The 18,281-nt window shown below is 57.0% G+C and carries 13 protein-coding genes and 3 rRNA genes; 14 read left to right on the top strand and 2 right to left on the bottom strand.

The annotated features are described in order from the left end of the window. The first annotated feature begins 24 nt into the window (after nt 1–24). Complete coding sequence (locus BDK61_RS10960; protein WP_121303247.1) at nt 25–2,517, top strand: type II/IV secretion system ATPase subunit; 2,493 nt, start codon at nt 25–27, stop codon at nt 2,515–2,517. A gap of 188 nt (nt 2,518–2,705) precedes the next feature. Here the strand turns inward: BDK61_RS10960 and BDK61_RS10950 are convergent, their stop codons facing one another. After that, on the bottom strand, nt 2,706–3,851 hold the full coding sequence (locus tag BDK61_RS10950) for an ISH3 family transposase (RefSeq protein ID WP_121302812.1): 1,146 nt from the start codon (nt 3,849–3,851) through the stop codon (nt 2,706–2,708). 42 nt (nt 3,852–3,893) lie between these two features. Here BDK61_RS10950 and BDK61_RS10945 point away from each other — a divergent pair, with 42 nt between their 5' ends. The 13 genes from BDK61_RS10945 (at nt 3,894) to BDK61_RS10880 (ending at nt 17,703) form a co-directional block, all read left to right on the top strand. Next, nucleotides 3,894–5,930: a type II secretion system F family protein gene (locus tag BDK61_RS10945; protein ID WP_121303246.1), complete on the top strand. Its 2,037-nt coding sequence runs from the start codon at nt 3,894–3,896 to the stop codon at nt 5,928–5,930. Nucleotides 5,931–5,987: 57 nt separating this feature from the next. Then, nucleotides 5,988–6,524, top strand: coding sequence for a DUF7287 family protein (locus tag BDK61_RS10940; RefSeq protein ID WP_121303245.1), 537 nt, complete (start codon nt 5,988–5,990; stop codon nt 6,522–6,524). 2 nt (nt 6,525–6,526) lie between these two features. Next, nucleotides 6,527–7,093, top strand: coding sequence for a DUF7288 family protein (locus BDK61_RS10935; protein ID WP_011223519.1), 567 nt, complete (start codon nt 6,527–6,529; stop codon nt 7,091–7,093). Next, on the top strand, nt 7,087–7,995 hold the full coding sequence (locus BDK61_RS10930) for a hypothetical protein (RefSeq protein WP_121303244.1): 909 nt from the start codon (nt 7,087–7,089) through the stop codon (nt 7,993–7,995). Before BDK61_RS10935 ends, BDK61_RS10930 begins: the two co-directional genes overlap by 7 nt. Beyond that, entirely contained in the window at nt 7,992–8,456 is a 465-nt protein-coding gene (locus BDK61_RS10925) for a DUF7266 family protein (protein ID WP_121303243.1), read from the top strand. The genes BDK61_RS10930 and BDK61_RS10925 overlap by 4 nt, the downstream gene beginning before the upstream one ends. Further along, nucleotides 8,453–9,208 (top strand): DUF7289 family protein, encoded by a 756-nt coding sequence (locus BDK61_RS10920; protein WP_121303242.1) that lies wholly within the window; start codon nt 8,453–8,455, stop codon nt 9,206–9,208. The genes BDK61_RS10925 and BDK61_RS10920 overlap by 4 nt, the downstream gene beginning before the upstream one ends. 521 nt (nt 9,209–9,729) lie before the next feature. Continuing rightward, a complete protein-coding gene (locus BDK61_RS10910; protein WP_004956601.1) occupies nt 9,730–9,966 on the top strand; it encodes a UPF0058 family protein in 237 nt (78 codons plus the stop codon). A 153-nt stretch (nt 9,967–10,119) separates the two neighbouring features. Then, on the top strand, nt 10,120–10,416 hold the full coding sequence (locus tag BDK61_RS10905; protein WP_049909223.1) for a translation initiation factor eIF-1A: 297 nt from the start codon (nt 10,120–10,122) through the stop codon (nt 10,414–10,416). Nucleotides 10,417–11,048: 632 nt separating this feature from the next. After that, a 16S ribosomal RNA gene (locus tag BDK61_RS10900) occupies nt 11,049–12,520 on the top strand. Nucleotides 12,521–12,889: 369 nt separating this feature from the next. Then, a 23S ribosomal RNA gene (locus tag BDK61_RS10895) occupies nt 12,890–15,820 on the top strand. A 136-nt stretch (nt 15,821–15,956) separates the two neighbouring features. Then, nucleotides 15,957–16,079: ribosomal RNA gene (gene rrf, locus BDK61_RS10890) — 5S ribosomal RNA — on the top strand. The 16S, 23S and 5S rRNA genes sit together here, the layout of an rRNA operon. A gap of 192 nt (nt 16,080–16,271) precedes the next feature. Further along, nucleotides 16,272–16,691, top strand: coding sequence for a CopG family ribbon-helix-helix protein (locus tag BDK61_RS10885; RefSeq protein ID WP_004960664.1), 420 nt, complete (start codon nt 16,272–16,274; stop codon nt 16,689–16,691). A gap of 100 nt (nt 16,692–16,791) precedes the next feature. Next, nucleotides 16,792–17,703, top strand: coding sequence for a PLP-dependent cysteine synthase family protein (locus tag BDK61_RS10880; protein ID WP_004960667.1), 912 nt, complete (start codon nt 16,792–16,794; stop codon nt 17,701–17,703). A 33-nt stretch (nt 17,704–17,736) separates the two neighbouring features. Here the strand turns inward: BDK61_RS10880 and BDK61_RS10875 are convergent, their stop codons facing one another. Beyond that, nucleotides 17,737–18,276 (bottom strand): DUF5804 family protein, encoded by a 540-nt coding sequence (locus BDK61_RS10875; protein WP_121303240.1) that lies wholly within the window; start codon nt 18,274–18,276, stop codon nt 17,737–17,739. Nucleotides 18,277–18,281: the final 5 nt, after the last annotated feature.

Below are 18,281 nucleotides of genomic sequence, written 5' to 3'. Positions count from 1 at the left end.
CTGCCTAACGGGAGATAAATAACAATGGCTATCGATGATACTGGGGGAGGTGAGTCAGAACAGGTCAACAGTGGGGGGAATCTGACTGACGAGCCTGTACGGGTCGGCGAATACACGTGGGATGATCTCCGGCGAGAGGTACACGATGGGGGGCGGTTCGACCGGAGCGTGTACCTCGGCTTCGAGCCGAGAGAACTCAGTCAGCGACTCGAAGACGCGGCGAGTGCCGGGAAAACACTGCAAGCGCCGTTCGAAGAGTATCTCGACCCAACTACGACACCAGTCGCGAAAGACATCTACACGTGGGAGCATTTCAAACAGGAGTACTATTACGAGGACGGCAGTCTCCCCCGTGACAGTGACGGCGAAGTTATTCCGTTTGATGCAAGTGAGTATCTGCACTTCGACTCTGAACACACGGAAAACAAACTGTCCGCCGCCGAAGACATCGCCAGTGAACTGCACGAGTATGTCGATGAAAACACCGTTGACGTGAACCCGGAGCTGGACGAAGACGAGTTCTTCTCGACACGGGACGGCCACACGACCGTCGTCAACCGCTACGACCTCGAAAAAGCTGTTCCCCAGTCGAAGAAATCACATTTCAACGAACTGGAACGGTACTGGGTCAACAAACCCTACGCCTGCGTTATCATCTTCCACTCACGGAAAGAGAACGAGAAGAAGTACTACGTCATTGAGCCGTATCTCACCGATATTGAGATCGACCTTCGGGAGTTCCTCTCGGGCAAACTCAAGACCGCGATCAAGTACTCCGAGGACGACGTGATCGTTCAGGGGACTGATGCTGACCGGGCACAGGTCATCCAGCGGGAGGCCGAACAGCTCCTCTCGCGGTATGACCTCTACGACGGCTCAGTCTCCAGCCGTGGTGAAGAGAGCGTTCTCGGACAGGTCAAGGAACTGTTCGGGCTGGATGAGGAAACACAAAGTGAAACGACGGGACAACTCTCCGGCATTTCGACACGGCCTGAGCCGGCTATCCTCGAAGACGACGAACCGAAGCTAAACGAGTATCAGGTCGAGAAGCTGCTGTATATGCTCAAGCGGGACTTCGTCGGCTATGCCCGCATCGACGGCGTCAAACACGATATCAACGTGGAAGATATCTCCTGTGACGGGTACAACTCCCGGGTGTTCGTCTATCACACTGACTACGAGCAGATCATCTCGAACGTCGAACACGGAAAAGGGGAACTCGACGACTTCGTCGTGAAGCTCGCACAGCGGTCCGGGAAGGGTATCTCGAAGCGCCAGCCACAGGTCGATGCGACGCTCCCGGACGGGTCGCGTGCCCAGCTGACACTGGGTAGGGAAGTGTCCGACCACGGGACGAACTACACTATCCGGCAGTTCAAGGACGTCCCCTTTACCCCTATCGACCTCATCAACTGGAACACGTTTTCGCTGGACGAGATGGCGTTCCTCTGGCTCTGTATCGAGAACAACAAGAGCCTCATCTTCGCCGGCGGTACTGCCTCGGGGAAGACGACAAGCCTGAACGCCGTCTCGCTGTTCATCCCATCGAACTCCAAGATCGTCTCCATCGAGGACACGCGTGAGGTCGAACTGCCACAGCGAAACTGGGTGGCAAGCGTTACGCGCCCTTCCTTTGGTGAAGACGACAAGGGTGACGTCGACGAGTTCGACCTGCTGGAAGCCGCACTCCGTCAGCGTCCGGACTACATTGTCATGGGTGAGATCCGCGGTGAAGAAGGTCGGACGCTGTTCCAGGTCATGTCGACCGGGCACACCACCTACACCACGTTCCACGCCGACTCGGTCGGTGAGGTCATCAAGCGGTTCACCACCGAACCGATCAACGTCTCGAAGACGCTGTTTACCGCGCTTGATCTGGTGTCGATTCAGACCCAGACGCGGGTCGACGGCAACAAGGTTCGCCGAAACAAGTCCCTGACCGAAATTAACGAGTACTCCGCGGAGAACGATGAGATCAACGTCCGGGACGTGTACGAGTGGCGCGCCGAGACGGATGAGTACATCCAGATGGGGAACTCGAACACGCTTGAAGAGATCAAGTTCGACCGTGGGTGGACCCAAGAAAAACTCGACGAAGAGCTGTTCAAGCGCAAAGTCGTCCTCGCATATCTCATCGAGAAGGGGCTCAACACCTACACGCAGGTTGCGGCGACCATCCAGGCGTTTATTGATGACCCCGACACCATCCTCACGCTCATCGCCAACGACCAGCTCGAACTGTCACTCGAGGACCTCCGAGAGATGGAATCTGTCAAGATCGATATCGACCCCGAAAAAGAGGAAATGGTGCCCCGGCCGGACGCGCCGCCGGAAATGGTCGAGGAGACAAAGCAGGTGCTTGACAACGCCCAGCCACTGTTTAACACCTACAAGAGCCGCGAAACGCCGGACATTGTCTCAGCGTTGATGGACGATTCCGAGGAGAGCGCTGACGAAGACAGCATCGACTTCGGTCAGTTCGTTCCGAAAGCCGGTGCGGAGGCAGATAGCGAATGAGCCTCAGTCGATCACATCGACAGCCGCGTAACCCCGTTTGATTACGGTGAACTAAACCGAACTAGCTGTGGAGCATCTTCGAACCGCTGGTGAGCATGATTTTCGGGATGGACCGTCGCTGTCGGCGGCGGACTGCCGCCGACGCGACAGTGTCACCACTGACGACCGCCGTCCGGCCCGATGGACAGCTACCGGAAGAACCGGCCGTCAAGTGGTTGATTCGCTGGAACAGACCTGCGGACACCAAGTGCTGTCCAAGCTGCGCGAAGCGTCATTTCGCAAAACTCCGTGAACGACCACTGCAAGAGGCGGCGCCCCCCACGGCGGGGCGCCGCCACGTACCTCCAGTGGAGATATCGCCAGCTGTTCTGAAGCAGTAGGCTCACTACAAACATTACCAACCGTAGTCCAGCATCCTGAGAACTAGTGAAAGCGAGGCTCTGCTTGGCTAATCGGTAGCTTGATTCGATGCCGAAGCGCTTGCTGTAGTGATCTCGTGCATCTCGTGGCGTGTCGATAAAGGGCGCGTCAGCGGCGTAGCCGTGACGCGCCACCCCGTGTTCGTCGTACCGTCCCTGCTGGTACACGCAGTCGATGAACACAGGGAACTCCACCTCGCCAGCGAGATCGTGTTCGATCTCGCGGCTCCAGCCTTTGCTGAGTTTGTTTTGAATCGTCTCACCCCACTTGACGATCGGCATCACATAGGCGTAATTGTGCGCGTACAGCAGCTTGAGACAGGTGCTGTTGTAGAAACCTCGATCAAGGTAGACGGCCTTGACGCCGAGGTCAAGGCCGTCAAGGAGTTCAAGAAACTCACCGAGGACATCGCTGGTGGTTTCGCCAGCAACGAGCTGGCGAACCGCCAGCGTGTATCGCTTGTTGCGTACGCGCACGTAGAGCGTTGCATAGGCGTGAAACGTCGTTGTTCCACGCTTGGCCTGTGAGGAGTACAGAGCCTCGGTTTCGTCCTCATCACCGTAGTAGGGATCGAGGTGGAGGTCTGCGCAGACCTCCACCGGTCGATCTGGAAGTGTCTCAAGCGTATCTCGTTGAAGCAGCGTGTCTCCAACCGATTCAACCGAATCCAGTTCAAACTGATCGGTGAGATGTCCACGGACGGTATTAGCGTGTGGTGAGTCGTCAGTCGTTTCGCAGACGTGATTGATCGAGGTCCCGCCGGCGCTGGCGCCGGCGAGGACCTCATAGAGCGTCTCTGCCGTGACCTTGACATTCTCGCCGAGATCTAATGAAAGTTCCTCGTCAAGACTATTGACGACAAAATTAAGCAGGTGCTCTTCTTCTATCTCGCTGTCTGCTTGGGTGGCTTCCACACTCTTCCCAAGTAGACGCTTCCTCTAACCCGATGTGATCGACTGAGCCTCGACACACCGGGTCAGCAACAGGTCGGCAGCGGCGGTGCGCTCGGCGACACGTTCTACCCGGCGTACCAGATGGTGTTCGACGACGAGGGCGACTTCGTCAGCAGTGTCGAGAACAAACTCGCGGAGGCCCGGATGGCCGACAACGTAGAGATGTTCCTCGCACGCGCACTCGCGGTCGGTGTCATCGCGGGTCTAGCGCTGTGGCTCGTCGGCACGTTCCTCGGGTATCTGCTGGTCCAGTTGTTGTTTGCCAGTGGAGAAGCGCCGACGCTCATCGGGATTCCAGTGTCTGAGAGCGTCTCAGAGATTCTCGCCGTGCTGAAACTCCCATTCCTCGTCATCGTGACCGGCTTCGTCTTCGGTGCCATCGGGTTCGGTATCGGCTTCGGGTCGCTGGTCTCGATTCCGTATTTCCGTTCGAGCGCGCGTGAGCGCGAAATCAACGTCTTGTTGTCCGACTCAATTTCGTTCATGTATGCGCTGTCCGTGGGTGGGCTCAACCAACTCGAAATCCTGCAGTCGATGGGGAAAGCCGAAGACACGTACGGTGAAGTCGCAAAAGAGTTCCAGTCTATCGTACTGGAGACGGAGTATTTCGATACCGACTACCGGACCGCTGTCCGGAACCAGGCGCTGCAGACGCCCTCAGACGAACTGTCACAGTTCCTGACGGATATGCTTTCTATCATCAATTCCGGCGGTGACATGACCTCTTTCCTCGAAGACCAGAAGGAAAAGCACATGCGAACCGCCCGGCAGGAACAGGAGAAGATGCTGGAGACGCTGGAGCTGTTCGGCGAGATGTACATGACGCTCTCGCTGTTTCCACTGCTTCTCATTATCATTCTGGTCATCATGTCGATGATGGGGAACGCACAGCAGTCGCTTATTTATGGGACTGTGTACGGGTTGATTCCCCTGACCGGCCTGGGCTTTCTCGTCCTCGTTTCGACTGTCACGCAGGACTCAATCGGGGACGGCTATCTGCGCTCGAGCCCCGGCGAGAAGGAACTCGTCGTCGATGAGGGCGTCGGCGTGTTCAACCTCGGGCTCATCGAGAGCTACACGGGGACTTACAGCGTCTTCGACCGGATCAAGAGTCGGGAGGGAACTCACGAACTTCTCGCCATCCTCACACGGCCTGACCTGTTCTTCCGTGACCATCCCCTGTTGGTGCTGTGGCTGACGGTTCCACTGTCAATTCTCGCTGTTATCGCGGCTATCGTCATCGGCTGGGCCCCGTTATCGCTAGACGGGATGATCGCTGTCCCGGTTCGTTCGACGTTCTTCTGGGTGTACGTCCCGATGTACCTCAACTTCATCCCGCTGATGATCTTCTACGAGTGGAACCAGCGCTCGCGGAAGGCAATCATCGGGAAACTCTCGGAAAACCTCCGGAAGCTTGCATCGGCCAACGACACCGGGATGACGTTGCTAGAGTCGGTCAAGGTGGTCTCCGAGACGTCTTCCGGAAAGCTTTCCGACGAGTTCGAGACCATCCACGCAAAGGTCAACTACGGAACGAGCCTGAAAGACGCGCTTCGAGAATTCAACAACAAGTACAACGTCCCACGACTGGCGCGGACGGTCAAGCTCATCGCGGAGGCACAGGAAGCCTCCAGCCAGATTCAGGACGTGCTCTCGACGGCCGCGCAGGCCTCGGAGAATCAGGACGACATCGAACGGGAGCGCAAATCCCGGACGCGGATGCAGACGGTCATCATCCTGATGACCTACCTGACGCTGCTCGGCGTGATGGCGTTGCTAAAGACACAGTTCCTTGATGTGATGTCGGGGCTGGCGACGCAGGCCTCCGGGTCAAGCAGTTCGAGCGCGCCCGGTGGCGGCTTCGGCGGCAGTGTCGACACGGAACTGCTGTCGATGCTGTTCTTCCATGCAGTGACGCTGCAGGCGTTGCTGTCGTCGTTTATCGCCGGCTACATTCGGGAAGTGAAGCTCGTCGCAGGCGTCAAGTTTGCAGTCGTCCTGTCGACGATTGCACTGGTGGTGTGGATCGCCGTGGGTTAGCGCCTCACTCGCGGTTCGACAGCGGACGTATCAGATAATAAATAGGGTGTGTGGGATATGGATTCAAGAGCACAAACACCGCAGGACTTCGCCGTGGGGGTGAGTGTCCTGCTCGTGACGATAATCGGGGTATTGGCCTTCGTACAGGATAGTGCGGTCGGCGTGTACGAATCCCCAGACGTACAGCGTAACCAACCAATTGCGGACAGAGCGGCGACGTACCTTGTTGAAAACCACTCGGTTGAGGGGACACGGAACCTCATTCGATACAACACGAGCGGTGGGATCAACGAGTCCCTCAACAATGACATAGCCAAGCACGGCGGAACGCTTGGCGACCTGAAATCGAGTGCCGGTCTCGACACCGCAACACAACGCCGGACAAACGCCACACTCAATGTAAGTGTGGTCAACGCGTCATCGCTCAAAGCAGGAACACGGGACCCGGCAGTTGATGACCACGACCAGCGGCTCGCTTGGGGGCCTGATGTCGCCGATAGAGACAACGTTGCGACGGCGTCCCGCGTAGTGAAACTGACCAACGCAACCGGCCAGTGCGACCCGGTCTGCTGGCTTGTCGTGAGGGTGTGGTAACGATGCGTGGCCAAGCCTACACCTTGGAAGGCGTTCTCGCGGCTATTGTCGTTGTGACCGCGACCGTTTACGGCCTGTCGGCAGTCGACACCGGCCCGTTCCAGACCGGCGCCCAGCAACGAACCGCGGCACTGGAAACCCGCGCAAGCGACACGCTATCACTGGCGGCAGAAACCGGCGCGCTGCACAACGCGACGGCGTGTTACAGCGTCGGCACACCGACACTCAACGGTAACCAGACGGGCAGCTCAACCGAGTTCGAGCGGATGTTGAACCGTACTTTCGACCGTCAGGGAGAACAGTACAATCTCTACTTCAGTTACTCGGATTCAGGCGTGCGCCAGACAGTTCTTGCCTCGCAGGAATCAGATGAGAACGTCGCTGAGCGGCCGGCTGATGCAGCTGTCGCAACCGAAACGGTGACCCTGACCGACAATATGCCCGCCCGAATCGGCGACTGCAGCGGTACCGGCCCGCCTCTCTCGGCGGTCGGCGGGTATTTTGCTCCCGACGCGGAGCCTGACTCTATCGTCTACAACGTTGTGGAGGTGCGTCTGGTCGTATGGTAGCCAACGAGCGCGGACAACTGCTGTTGATCGGTGGCGTCGCCATCGCTATCGTCGTGTTCAGTACGATACTGTTTGCCCACAGTCTCGCCGTCACTGACGGCATCACGACCACCGGCAGTGCGGATACTATTGAACGGTCGGCTGACCGCGAAGCCTCCGTTGAACGTGATCTCGGACGGCTTGCGGCCGAAACGCGGGGCGATGACCTCGATGAATTTGAGGCGCGATACGAGAACGCGCTTCAGAACTATACGGAGACGCACAATCGCGTCGTCGGAGGCAGCGGGGGGGCCTATCTGAACGCGACGCTGAACGAGTCGGCGTCGCTCGGTAATGAAACGCAACAGCCTTCGTCCAAGGATATTGACGACCCGAACGGAGGCCCGAAGCCGAAAGAGTGGGTTGTGGCTAAGAACGTCACTCGTATCGCTGTGTTCAACTTTACTTTCACCAAAGGACATGACAGCGGAAAACCATTTAACATTACCGTGGAAGGGGCCGACGGTAACTGGTGGTCGTTAGAGGTTTCGCTCAATGGGACTAGTCCCAAAAATAAAACTATAACCGTTCGGGATAGCACTCCGATGTCTCCTACTGTTGCCTGTTCAGCCCCGAATTCTGGACCTGGAAATACCTTAGAGGTCGATCTCGTTGCTGGAACGTGTAACAAAGGGAGTGGTTTCAGAACATTCAGTGACGTAACCAAACCGCCGTACGACATTAATGTGATAAAAGGACAGAAGGCCGAGGGAACATACCGGTTCGCGGCTATTGGTGACTTTCCGGGTACCAGCTACGATTCTGTCGACCCGTATCCCGTCGTCCCTGCTATAGATGTGACCTACGACACACCGTCTGCGAGTTACAATCGAACAGTTCTGGTGGAGGTGGAGAACGGATGAACCTCGACTGCCTCCTGTCTGACAGCCGCGGCGTCTCGCCCGCGGTCACGCAGGCGCTCACTATCGGTATCACGTCGCTGCTGGTGACTGGTCTCCTCATCGGCGGGAGCCAGATGGTCGATTCACAGCGTGAGCGAGTGACCGAAGAAGCCCTAAAGAACGTCGGCGATGGTATCGCGCGCGACCTGGTTCGTCTGGATGCGTTCAACACTGAGAGCCTCAATTCGACGGTGTCGTTTCGTGCGACGTATCCGGAGCGGATCGCTGACCAGTCGTACAATGTCGAGGTCTCTCCAGATACTTCGCGCACGCGCGTGTACGTGAATGCATCAGGACTGAATCGGTACGCTGTCGTCCGATTCGAAAATGAAACTAATGTCTGCACATCTGTCGTTTCCAGCGGGCCACTAGCCGTCTCGTACAATGCGACGGCCGACTGCATGGAGGTGACACGCGGATGACATCGCCACTGTCAATCCCAGACAGTCACGACCGTGGCGTGTCCGATCTGCTTGCGTTTACGCTTACGTTCAGTATCATCATCACTGGCATTGCGCTGGTGACGCTCGGTGGGCTCGGTGCGTTCGACGCTATCCAACAGGGGGCAACAACTGATGTCGCCGAAACGTCGATGATCGGGTTCGCGGAGACTACAGATGACCACATCCAGGGCGATGCCCCACGACGGACCACGAGTATGAAACTCCAGGGCCACGGGCTCTCCATCCGGTCGTCAACGCTGAACGTAACTGTTGACGGACGGTCAACGAATATCTCGACCGGAGCGTTCATCCGGGAGACTGACTCCGAGACGGATATCGTCTACACCAGCGGTGCAGTGTATCGGGTCCAGCAGGAGGGACTGGTCGTCTCACGGAAACCCAGTTTCCGGTGTACCCCTGATAGCAGCAGTGCATACCTCTCCGTCCTTTCGCTTGACGGACAGACGGACTTCTCCTCGTCGAGTCGCGTCACAATCGAGACTGCTGTCCAGAATAAGACGCTCGTTTCGCCCCAGGCTGGCAAGCCACCGTCCGCGACAACCGTCTTGATCAACGTCTCGGAGACTGCGTACCCGGATGCGTGGCACCGTCTATTTGAGCAGGAACTACCAAACTGGTCGGGCCACTCGGAACCACACACGTACCAGTGTACAGGCATCAGCCGCGCTGTCGTCCACAACACAACGGTTGATATCCGTACCGTTACCTAACGGCCTGTACGCGGTGCATAGATCTGTCGCTATGGGATTTCAGTCCTGAGCGGTGAGAAAGCCGTTATGCAACAGTCATCAGCGCCGCGATGAATGACCACTCCGTCCCGCTATTTGCTTCTTCTTGTTTCGCCATAGCCGCAGTCTTGTCTCGTGGGTGCTTCCAGTTCATTACGACTATAGGTACGTGCTCAGCAGTCATGAAGTGTTCGATAACTAATATATTGTCGTGGTTTTTCATGATTGAGAGCGCTTCGCAGGTCAGTAGCCCACTCAATTCCGTTAACCAGTATTGAGTGATAATTGACACGACAAAGTTTCCGCCGTTACATTTAATATTAGGGCCTGAAAGAAGAATATTACTATCTGTAACCGAAAGCACAAGACGTAAACGGTACTGCGCCGGTAGACAACTCTATTTTTGCAACTGAGATTGGTGAGTGTTGCATCTGAATGAGCATTACGTGTGGGTCATTGGCAAGGTAGTACTATTACCCTTCACTCCATAAGATTGGATACTAATGAAGAAGCAAGAACTCATTCACCTTCACAGTCTTCTCGCACAGGTACAACACCACTACGAGCACGAGGCGGACACAAGCGTTGAGCACGATCTCTACGCTGACCTTGGTGTCAAACCGACATCAATCCACAAATCGAAGACAGACCACAAAGAAGGGGTCTTTGCGCTCGCGTCCGGACTGACGGATGCGATGGCCGAGGAAGCCGACGAGCCACAGGCCCTGACTGCCGACTGAATCAACGCACTGTCGCCAGTCCGTTCTTATCGTTTCACTGCTTCCGATAGCTATTGGTCAGCTCTTGCCGTGGTACGGCCGTTGTGTCGGATCCATGGTACACGCTATCCCGCCTCTCAAACGACTTATACGGGAGGCGACCGTATTTATGCTGTGAGCGACGATTCAGGGCGGCGGAATCTCCGCATGCCTACAAACGACGAGATGTTTGCAGTGGTAACAGAGCACCTTGGCGGGAACCACGTCCGCATTCGCTGTGAGGACGGCGAAACCCGACTCGGCCGGATTCCAGGTCGGATGAAGTTCCGGACCTGGATTAACGAGGATGACATCGTTCTCGCCGAACCGTGGGACTGGCAAGACGAGAAGGCCAACATCGAATGGCGCTACAAGGGGCAAGACGCCGACCAGCTCCGTTCGGAAGGCCACATTGACTCGCTGACCGCCTAATTTTACCACTGTACCCGCGTCCTGGTTCACAACGACCTGAGATAGTTCTCTATCACAACCCCGGCGGGCCCCTGTTCTGACTGCTGTCTTCCTGCGTCTCCTGACGCCTGTTTCGTCATAGTGTCTGGTATACTACGACTGTCTACCGTCAGGTCTGTACCCCTTCCAATTGATATATAATGGCTTTCTGACCTCCGGTCATTGAAACCCATGTCAGGATTCAAGAACAAATACACATTGGATGATAGACAGACTGGCGCTGTCTTGCGATTATGCGTGTCACGCCATCACGTTACGTATGCGTCGTGTGTGTCCTATACAGGGCGGGTGTGAGACGATTCATTTATATGTTCCCCCGTCTTCTGAACTAATGCGAAGGTCGCACCGGGCAGCGAGCCCGGGTCGACACGCTCGGTCGACCACCTGGGTCGGCTTGAGCTACGAGAGGATCTCGCCTTCCCCTCTGGGGCCTGCGAGATCCACCCTATGAGGATTCCACCCCTGCGGTCCGCCGTTAAGATGGAATCTGATGTGAGCCCACGGACCCATGCAGTAGTCAACACTGGTGTAGGAACCAGTGTGTTAGCTTCCGACGGAGTGCAACCACTTCCGCCGCTGATGTATATCAGCACATTCCGGTTGATCCTGCCGGAGGCCATTGCTATCGGAGTCCGATTCAGCCATGCTAGTTGCACGAGTTTAGACTCGTAGCATATAGCTCAGTAACACGTGGCCAAACTACCCTACAGACCGCGATAACCTCGGGAAACTGAGGCCAATAGCGGATATCACTCTCAGACTGGAGTGTCGAGAGTGAGAAACGTTCCGGCGCTGTAGGATGTGGCTGCGGCCGATTAGGTAGATGGCGGGGTAACGGCCCACCATGCCGATAATCGGTACAGGTTGTGAGAGCAAGAGCCTGGAGACGGTATCTGAGACAAGATACCGGGCCCTACGGGGCGCAGCAGGCGCGAAACCTTTACACTGCACGACAGTGCGATAGGGGGACTCCGAGTGTGAGGGCATATAGCCCTCGCTTTTCTGAACCGTAAGGTGGTACAGGAACAAGGACTGGGCAAGACCGGTGCCAGCCGCCGCGGTAATACCGGCAGTCCAAGTGATGGCCGATATTATTGGGCCTAAAGCGTCCGTAGCTTGCTGTGTAAGTCCATTGGGAAATCGACCAGCTCAACTGGTCGGCGTCCGGTGGAAACTACACAGCTTGGGGCCGAGAGACTCAACGGGTACGTCCGGGGTAGGAGTGAAATCCTGTAATCCTGGACGGACCACCAATGGGGAAACCACGTTGAGAGACCGGACCCGACAGTGAGGGACGAAAGCCAGGGTCTCGAACCGGATTAGATACCCGGGTAGTCCTGGCTGTAAACAATGCTCGCTAGGTATGTCACGCGCCATGAGCACGTGATGTGCCGCAGTGAAGACGATAAGCGAGCCGCCTGGGAAGTACGTCCGCAAGGATGAAACTTAAAGGAATTGGCGGGGGAGCACCACAACCGGAGGAGCCTGCGGTTTAATTGGACTCAACGCCGGACATCTCACCGGTCCCGACAGTAGTAATGACAGTCAGGTTGACGACTTTACTCGACGCTACTGAGAGGAGGTGCATGGCCGCCGTCAGCTCGTACCGTGAGGCGTCCTGTTAAGTCAGGCAACGAGCGAGACCCACACTTCTAGTTGCCAGCAACACCCCTGCGGTGGTTGGGTACACTAGGAGGACTGCCATTGCTAAAATGGAGGAAGGAATGGGCAACGGTAGGTCAGTATGCCCCGAATGGACCGGGCAACACGCGGGCTACAATGGCTATGACAGTGGGATGCAACGCCGAGAGGCGAAGCTAATCTCCAAACGTAGTCGTAGTTCGGATTGCGGGCTGAAACCCGCCCGCATGAAGCTGGATTCGGTAGTAATCGCGTGTCAGAAGCGCGCGGTGAATACGTCCCTGCTCCTTGCACACACCGCCCGTCAAAGCACCCGAGTGGGGTCCGGATGAGGCCGTCATGCGACGGTCGAATCTGGGCTCCGCAAGGGGGCTTAAGTCGTAACAAGGTAGCCGTAGAGGAATCTGCGGCTGGATCACCTCCTACTGACCGGGATCAGGGCTCTGCCCTGACCCACCTACACTGACTGGTGACCACAAGTCACCGCGAGTCGGTAAGCACCGACTACTGCATGGGCCCGCTGGGCTCACAAGACCTATCCGAGGCGGATATCCCCTCACGGGGATGTCGGGTGCAACTCCCGACGGGTCCGTACTCCGTATCGCTTCGAAATCCGTCCCCTTAAGTGTGGGACGGCGTTCGAATGTGATACGACGACAGATGCACCAGGCCGGGTAAAACCGAGCCTGGGAAGGGTCAATTCGCCCACCATCTCCACCTTGGGGGCGAGTATGAAACCGTGTGTACGTGCGATCCAGGCGTCCACTGGACTCGTTCAGTTGAACGAGTCACAACGACGTTGGCTACTATGCCAGCTGGTGGATTGCTCGGCTCAGGCGCTGATGAAGGACGTGCCAAGCTGCGATAAGCCATGGGGAGCCGCACGGAGGCGAAGAACCATGGATTTCCGAATGAGAATCTCTCTAACAATTGCTTCGCGCAATGAGGAACCCCGAGAACTGAAACATCTCAGTATCGGGAGGAACAGAAAACGCAATGTGATGTCGTTAGTAACCGCGAGTGAACGCGATACAGCCCAAACCGAAGCCCTCACGGGCAATGTGGTGTCAGGGCTACCTCTCATCAGCCGACCGTCTTCACGAAGTCTCTTGGAACAGAGCGTGATACAGGGTGACAACCCCGTACTGAAGACCAGTACGCTGTGCGGTAGTGCCAGAGTAGCGGGGGTTGGATATCCCTCGCGAATAACGCAGGCATCGACTGCGAAGGCTAAACACAACCTGAGACCGATAGTGAACAAGTAGTGTGAACGAACGCTGCAAAGTACCCTCAGAAGGGAGGCGAAATAGAGCATGAAATCAGTTGGCGATCGAGCGACAGGGCATACAAGGTCCCTTGACGAATGACCGACGCGCGAGCGTCCAGTAAGACTCACGGGAAGCCGATGTTCTGTCGTACGTTTTGAAAAACGAGCCAGGGAGTGTGTCTGTATGGCAAGTCTAACCGGAGTATCCGGGGAGGCACAGGGAAACCGACATGGCCGCAGGGCTTTGCCCGAGGGCCGCCGTCTTCAAGGGCGGGGAGCCATGTGGACACGACCCGAATCCGGACGATCTACGCATGGACAAGATGAAGCGTGCCGAAAGGCACGTGGAAGTCTGTTAGAGTTGGTGTCCTACAATACCCTCTCGTGATCTATGTGTAGGGGTGAAAGGCCCATCGAGTCCGGCAACAGCTGGTTCCAATCGAAACATGTCGAAGCATGACCTCCGCCGAGGTAGTCTGTGAGGTAGAGCGACCGATTGGTGTGTCCGCCTCCGAGAGGAGTCGGCACACCTGTCAAACTCCAAACTTACAGACGCCGTTTGACGCGGGGATTCCGGTGCGCGGGGTAAGCCTGTGTACCAGGAGGGGAACAACCCAGAGATAGGTTAAGGTCCCCAAGTGTGGATTAAGTGTAATCCTCTGAAGGTGGTCTCGAGCCCTAGACAGCCGGGAGGTGAGCTTAGAAGCAGCTACCCTCTAAGAAAAGCGTAACAGCTTACCGGCCGAGGTTTGAGGCGCCCAAAATGATCGGGACTCAAATCCACCACCGAGACCTGTCCGTACCACTCATACTGGTAATCGAGTAGATTGGCGCTCTAATTGGATGGAAGTAGGGGTGAAAACTCCTATGGACCGATTAGTGACGAAAATCCTGGCCATAGTAGCAGCGATAGTCGGGTGAGAACCCCGACGGCCTAATGGATAAGGGTTCCTCAGCACTGCTGATCAGCTGAGGGTTAGCCGGTCCTAAGTCATACCGCAACTCGACTATGACGAAATGGGAAACGGGTTAATATTCCCGTGCCACTATGCAGTGAAAGTTGACGCCCTGGGGTCGATCACGCCGGGCATTCGCCCGGTCGAACCGTCCAACTCCGTGGAAGCCGTAATGGCAGGAAGCGGACGAACGGCGGTATAGGGAAACGTGATTCAACCTGGGGCCCATGAAAAGACGAGCATAGTGTCCGTACCGAGAACCGACACAGGTGTCCATGGCGGCGAAAGCCAAGGCCTGTCGGGAGCAACCAACGTTAGGGAATTCGGCAAGTTAGTCCCGTACCTTCGGAAGAAGGGATGCCTGCTCCGGAACGGAGCAGGTCGCAGTGACTCGGAAGCTCGGACTGTCTAGTAACAACATAGGTGACCGCAAATCCGCAAGGACTCGTACGGTCACTGAATCCTGCCCAGTGCAGGTATCTGAACACCTCGTACAAGAGGACGAAGGACCTGTCAACGGCGGGGGTAACTATGACCCTCTTAAGGTAGCGTAGTACCTTGCCGCATCAGTAGCGGCTTGCATGAATGGATTAACCAGAGCTTCACTGTCCCAACGTTGGGCCCGGTGAACTGTACATTCCAGTGCGGAGTCTGGAGACACCCAGGGGGAAGCGAAGACCCTATGGAGCTTTACTGCAGGCTGTCGCTGAGACGTGGTCGCCGATGTGCAGCATAGGTAGGAGACATTACACAGGTACCTGCGCTAGCAGGCCACCGAGTCAACAGTGAAATACTACCCGTCGGTGACTGCGACTCTCACTCCGGGAGGAGGACACCGATAGCCGGGCAGTTTGACTGGGGCGGTACGCGCTCGAAAAGATATCGAGCGCGCCCTATGGTCATCTCAGCCGGGACAGAGACCCGGCGAAGAGTGCAAGAGCAAAAGATGACTTGACAGTGTTCTTCCCAACGAGGAACGCTGACGCGAAAGCGTGGTCTAGCGAACCAATTAGCCTGCTTGATGCGGGCAATTGATGACAGAAAAGCTACCCTAGGGATAACAGAGTCGTCACTCGCAAGAGCACATATCGACCGAGTGGCTTGCTACCTCGATGTCGGTTCCCTCCATCCTGCCCGTGCAGAAGCGGGCAAGGGTGAGGTTGTTCGCCTATTAAAGGAGGTCGTGAGCTGGGTTTAGACCGTCGTGAGACAGGTCGGCTGCTATCTACTGGGTGTGTAATGGTGTCTGACAAGAACGACCGTATAGTACGAGAGGAACTACGGTTGGTGGCCACTGGTGTACCGGTTGTTCGAGAGAGCACGTGCCGGGTAGCCACGCCACACGGGGTAAGAGCTGAACGCATCTAAGCTCGAAACCCACTTGGAAAAGAGACACCGCCGAGGTCCCGCGTATAAGACGCGGTCGATAGACTCGGGGTGTGCGCGTCGAGGTAACGAGACGTTAAGCCCACGAGCACTAACAGACCAAAGCCATCATTCATACGCACTGTGACTCATTCACCGACGATTTAACTCGTCGCTGAACGAGTCCAGGCGCAATCTGGATCGCACGTAATCACACGGTGGAAAAGTTAATCGAGACTGGTACTATCGCGGTTCGATTCCGTGACTCGACGTTAGGCGGCCACAGCGGTGGGGTTGCCTCCCGTACCCATCCCGAACACGGAAGATAAGCCCACCAGCGTTCCGGGGAGTACTGGAGTGCGCGAGCCTCTGGGAAACGCGGTTCGCCGCCACCATTCATACCTATCACAGCCCACTCAGGAGAGATATCTCTCCCGAGTGGGCTTTCCGTATTTAAACAGACTCACATCAGGTCGACAAGCCAGTCGCCGTAGCTTGAGAGACGAAGCGGCAGCGCTATCCGAAAGAATGCCAGTCTGTGCGGAGAGATATGAACTATTAATACTCTAACGGCGCTCAGTTAATATATGGGCGTTGTAAGTATCTCGATGCCGGACGAGCTGGAGGAGCGAATCGACACGTTCGCCGACGAACATGGGTACACGGGTCGCAGCGAAGTCGTTCGAGAAGCAGTCCGGAATCTGATGGGAGAGTTTGAGGACAAGCGGCTGGAAGACCGCGAACTGATGGCGGTCGTCACTGTGTTGTTCGACTACGAGACGACAACCGTCGAGGAGAAAATGATGCATCTCCGCCACGACCACGAGTCCATCGTCGCGTCGAACTTCCACAGCCACGTCGGCGACCGGTACTGTATGGAACTATTTGTGCTGGAGGGCCAGTTAGAGGACATCTCTGCGTTCGTCGGTAAGGTCCGAGCCACGAAAGACACGCTGTCAGTCGATTACTCGGTGCTGCCGGTCGACGACATAAATATGTTCACGTGAGACGGTGTCGACGCCGGAAAGGACTGCCGCGTCTCGGAAGTCCACGAACCGTTTGAGACCTTCAGTAGGCGTTTAAGTCGGGGCCGCGTAGCCGACGGCGATGAAAGACTCTATTCTCGATACAATCGGGTCCCCACTGGTCTCGGTTCGCGCACCGGAGGGGGCAACCGTTGCAGCGAAGATCGAGTCGTTCAATCCCGGTGGGTCCGCGAAGGACCGGCCGGCGAAGTACATGATTGACGACGCCGAACGAAACGGCTCGCTCCAACCGGATGATACGCTTGTCGAGCCGACGAGTGGGAACACCGGCATTGGGATGGCGATGGTCGGGGCAACGAAGGGGTACGACGTGGTGCTAGTGATGCCGTCCTCGAAGTCGCCGGAGCGCCGGCAGATAATGAAGGCGTACGGCGCGGAGATCGAACTTGTCGAGGGTGATATCTCCGACGCGAAAGAGCGCGCAAACGAGCTATGCGAGCGCGATGACTACGTCCAACTCCGGCAGTTCGAGAACCCGGCGAACCCGACAGCGCACTACGAGACGACGGGCGAGGAAATACTTGAACAGGTGGGCGACCGGACTGTCGACGCGCTGGTGGCCGGTGTCGGCACCGGCGGGACACTCACCGGCACCGGCCGTCGACTGCGGGACGCGTTTCCTGGGATGGACATCGTCGCGGTCGAGCCGGCGGACAACGCTGTGCTTTCGGGGATGGAACCGGGCACTGGCGAGGATAGCTTTCAGGGAATGGGGCCGGGATTCATCAGCGACAACTTAGACACCGACCTGCTGGACGACGTGATGACGGTCGAACTCCCGGACGCGGAAGACGAGTGCCGCCGCCTCGCCCACGAGGAGGGAATCCTCGTTGGCCAGTCCTCGGGTGCGTCGAACCTCGCGGCAAGAGAGTTTGCTGAGCAACTCATCAGGGACGGTGTCGATGACCCGCTCGTCGTCACAGTCTACTGGGACAGTGGTGAGCGATACATGTCGACCGGAATGTTCGATTGAAAACGGTCTGTCTTGCGCGCAGCGTGACCCGACTCAGGCCCCGAACTCCGACTCGGTCACTCTAACGATGAGCGTTTCGTCCACGTCCTGGAGGTCGTAGTCGGGAATCGTGTCGCCAGTCCGTGTCAGGAGCATCGGCTCGAACAGTTCCGGTGGGCCGTCGGCTTCCACCGACTGCGTGTCGGGCGTTGACTCTCCTTCCGTCGGGCCTTCATCGTCAGCGTCGCTGGTCCTGTCCGGGCCGACGATGCCGTACACCTTGAGAAAGCGCCCGGTCTCTTCGGGCGCGATGTCGTCGTCTCGTATCGCTGCGGCAAGGTTTCGAGAGAGCCATTCCGTCTCACTAATTGACGGATCACGAACGAACGCGGCGTCAGCGAAGCGAACGAGATACCAGTTCAGGTCGTTGAGCAGCGCCACCGCCGCCCCGAGGCTCACGGTGTCGACGGCGACGGTATTCGCAAACGGTTCCTGCAGGTCGTAGGTGGCGAGTGCGTTCCGTGCGGTCTCGCGAGAGAGGAGTTCGTATCGAAGATTCACGTCGTCGCTCCCGACGAGACAGACCTGCGTCATGGCTC

The organism is Haloarcula quadrata, from assembly GCF_003634715.1.
GTDB lineage: Archaea > Halobacteriota > Halobacteria > Halobacteriales > Haloarculaceae > Haloarcula > Haloarcula marismortui.
The sequence above is the reverse complement of the archived record's forward strand: the minus strand, read 5'-3'. Positions and strand labels throughout refer to the sequence as shown.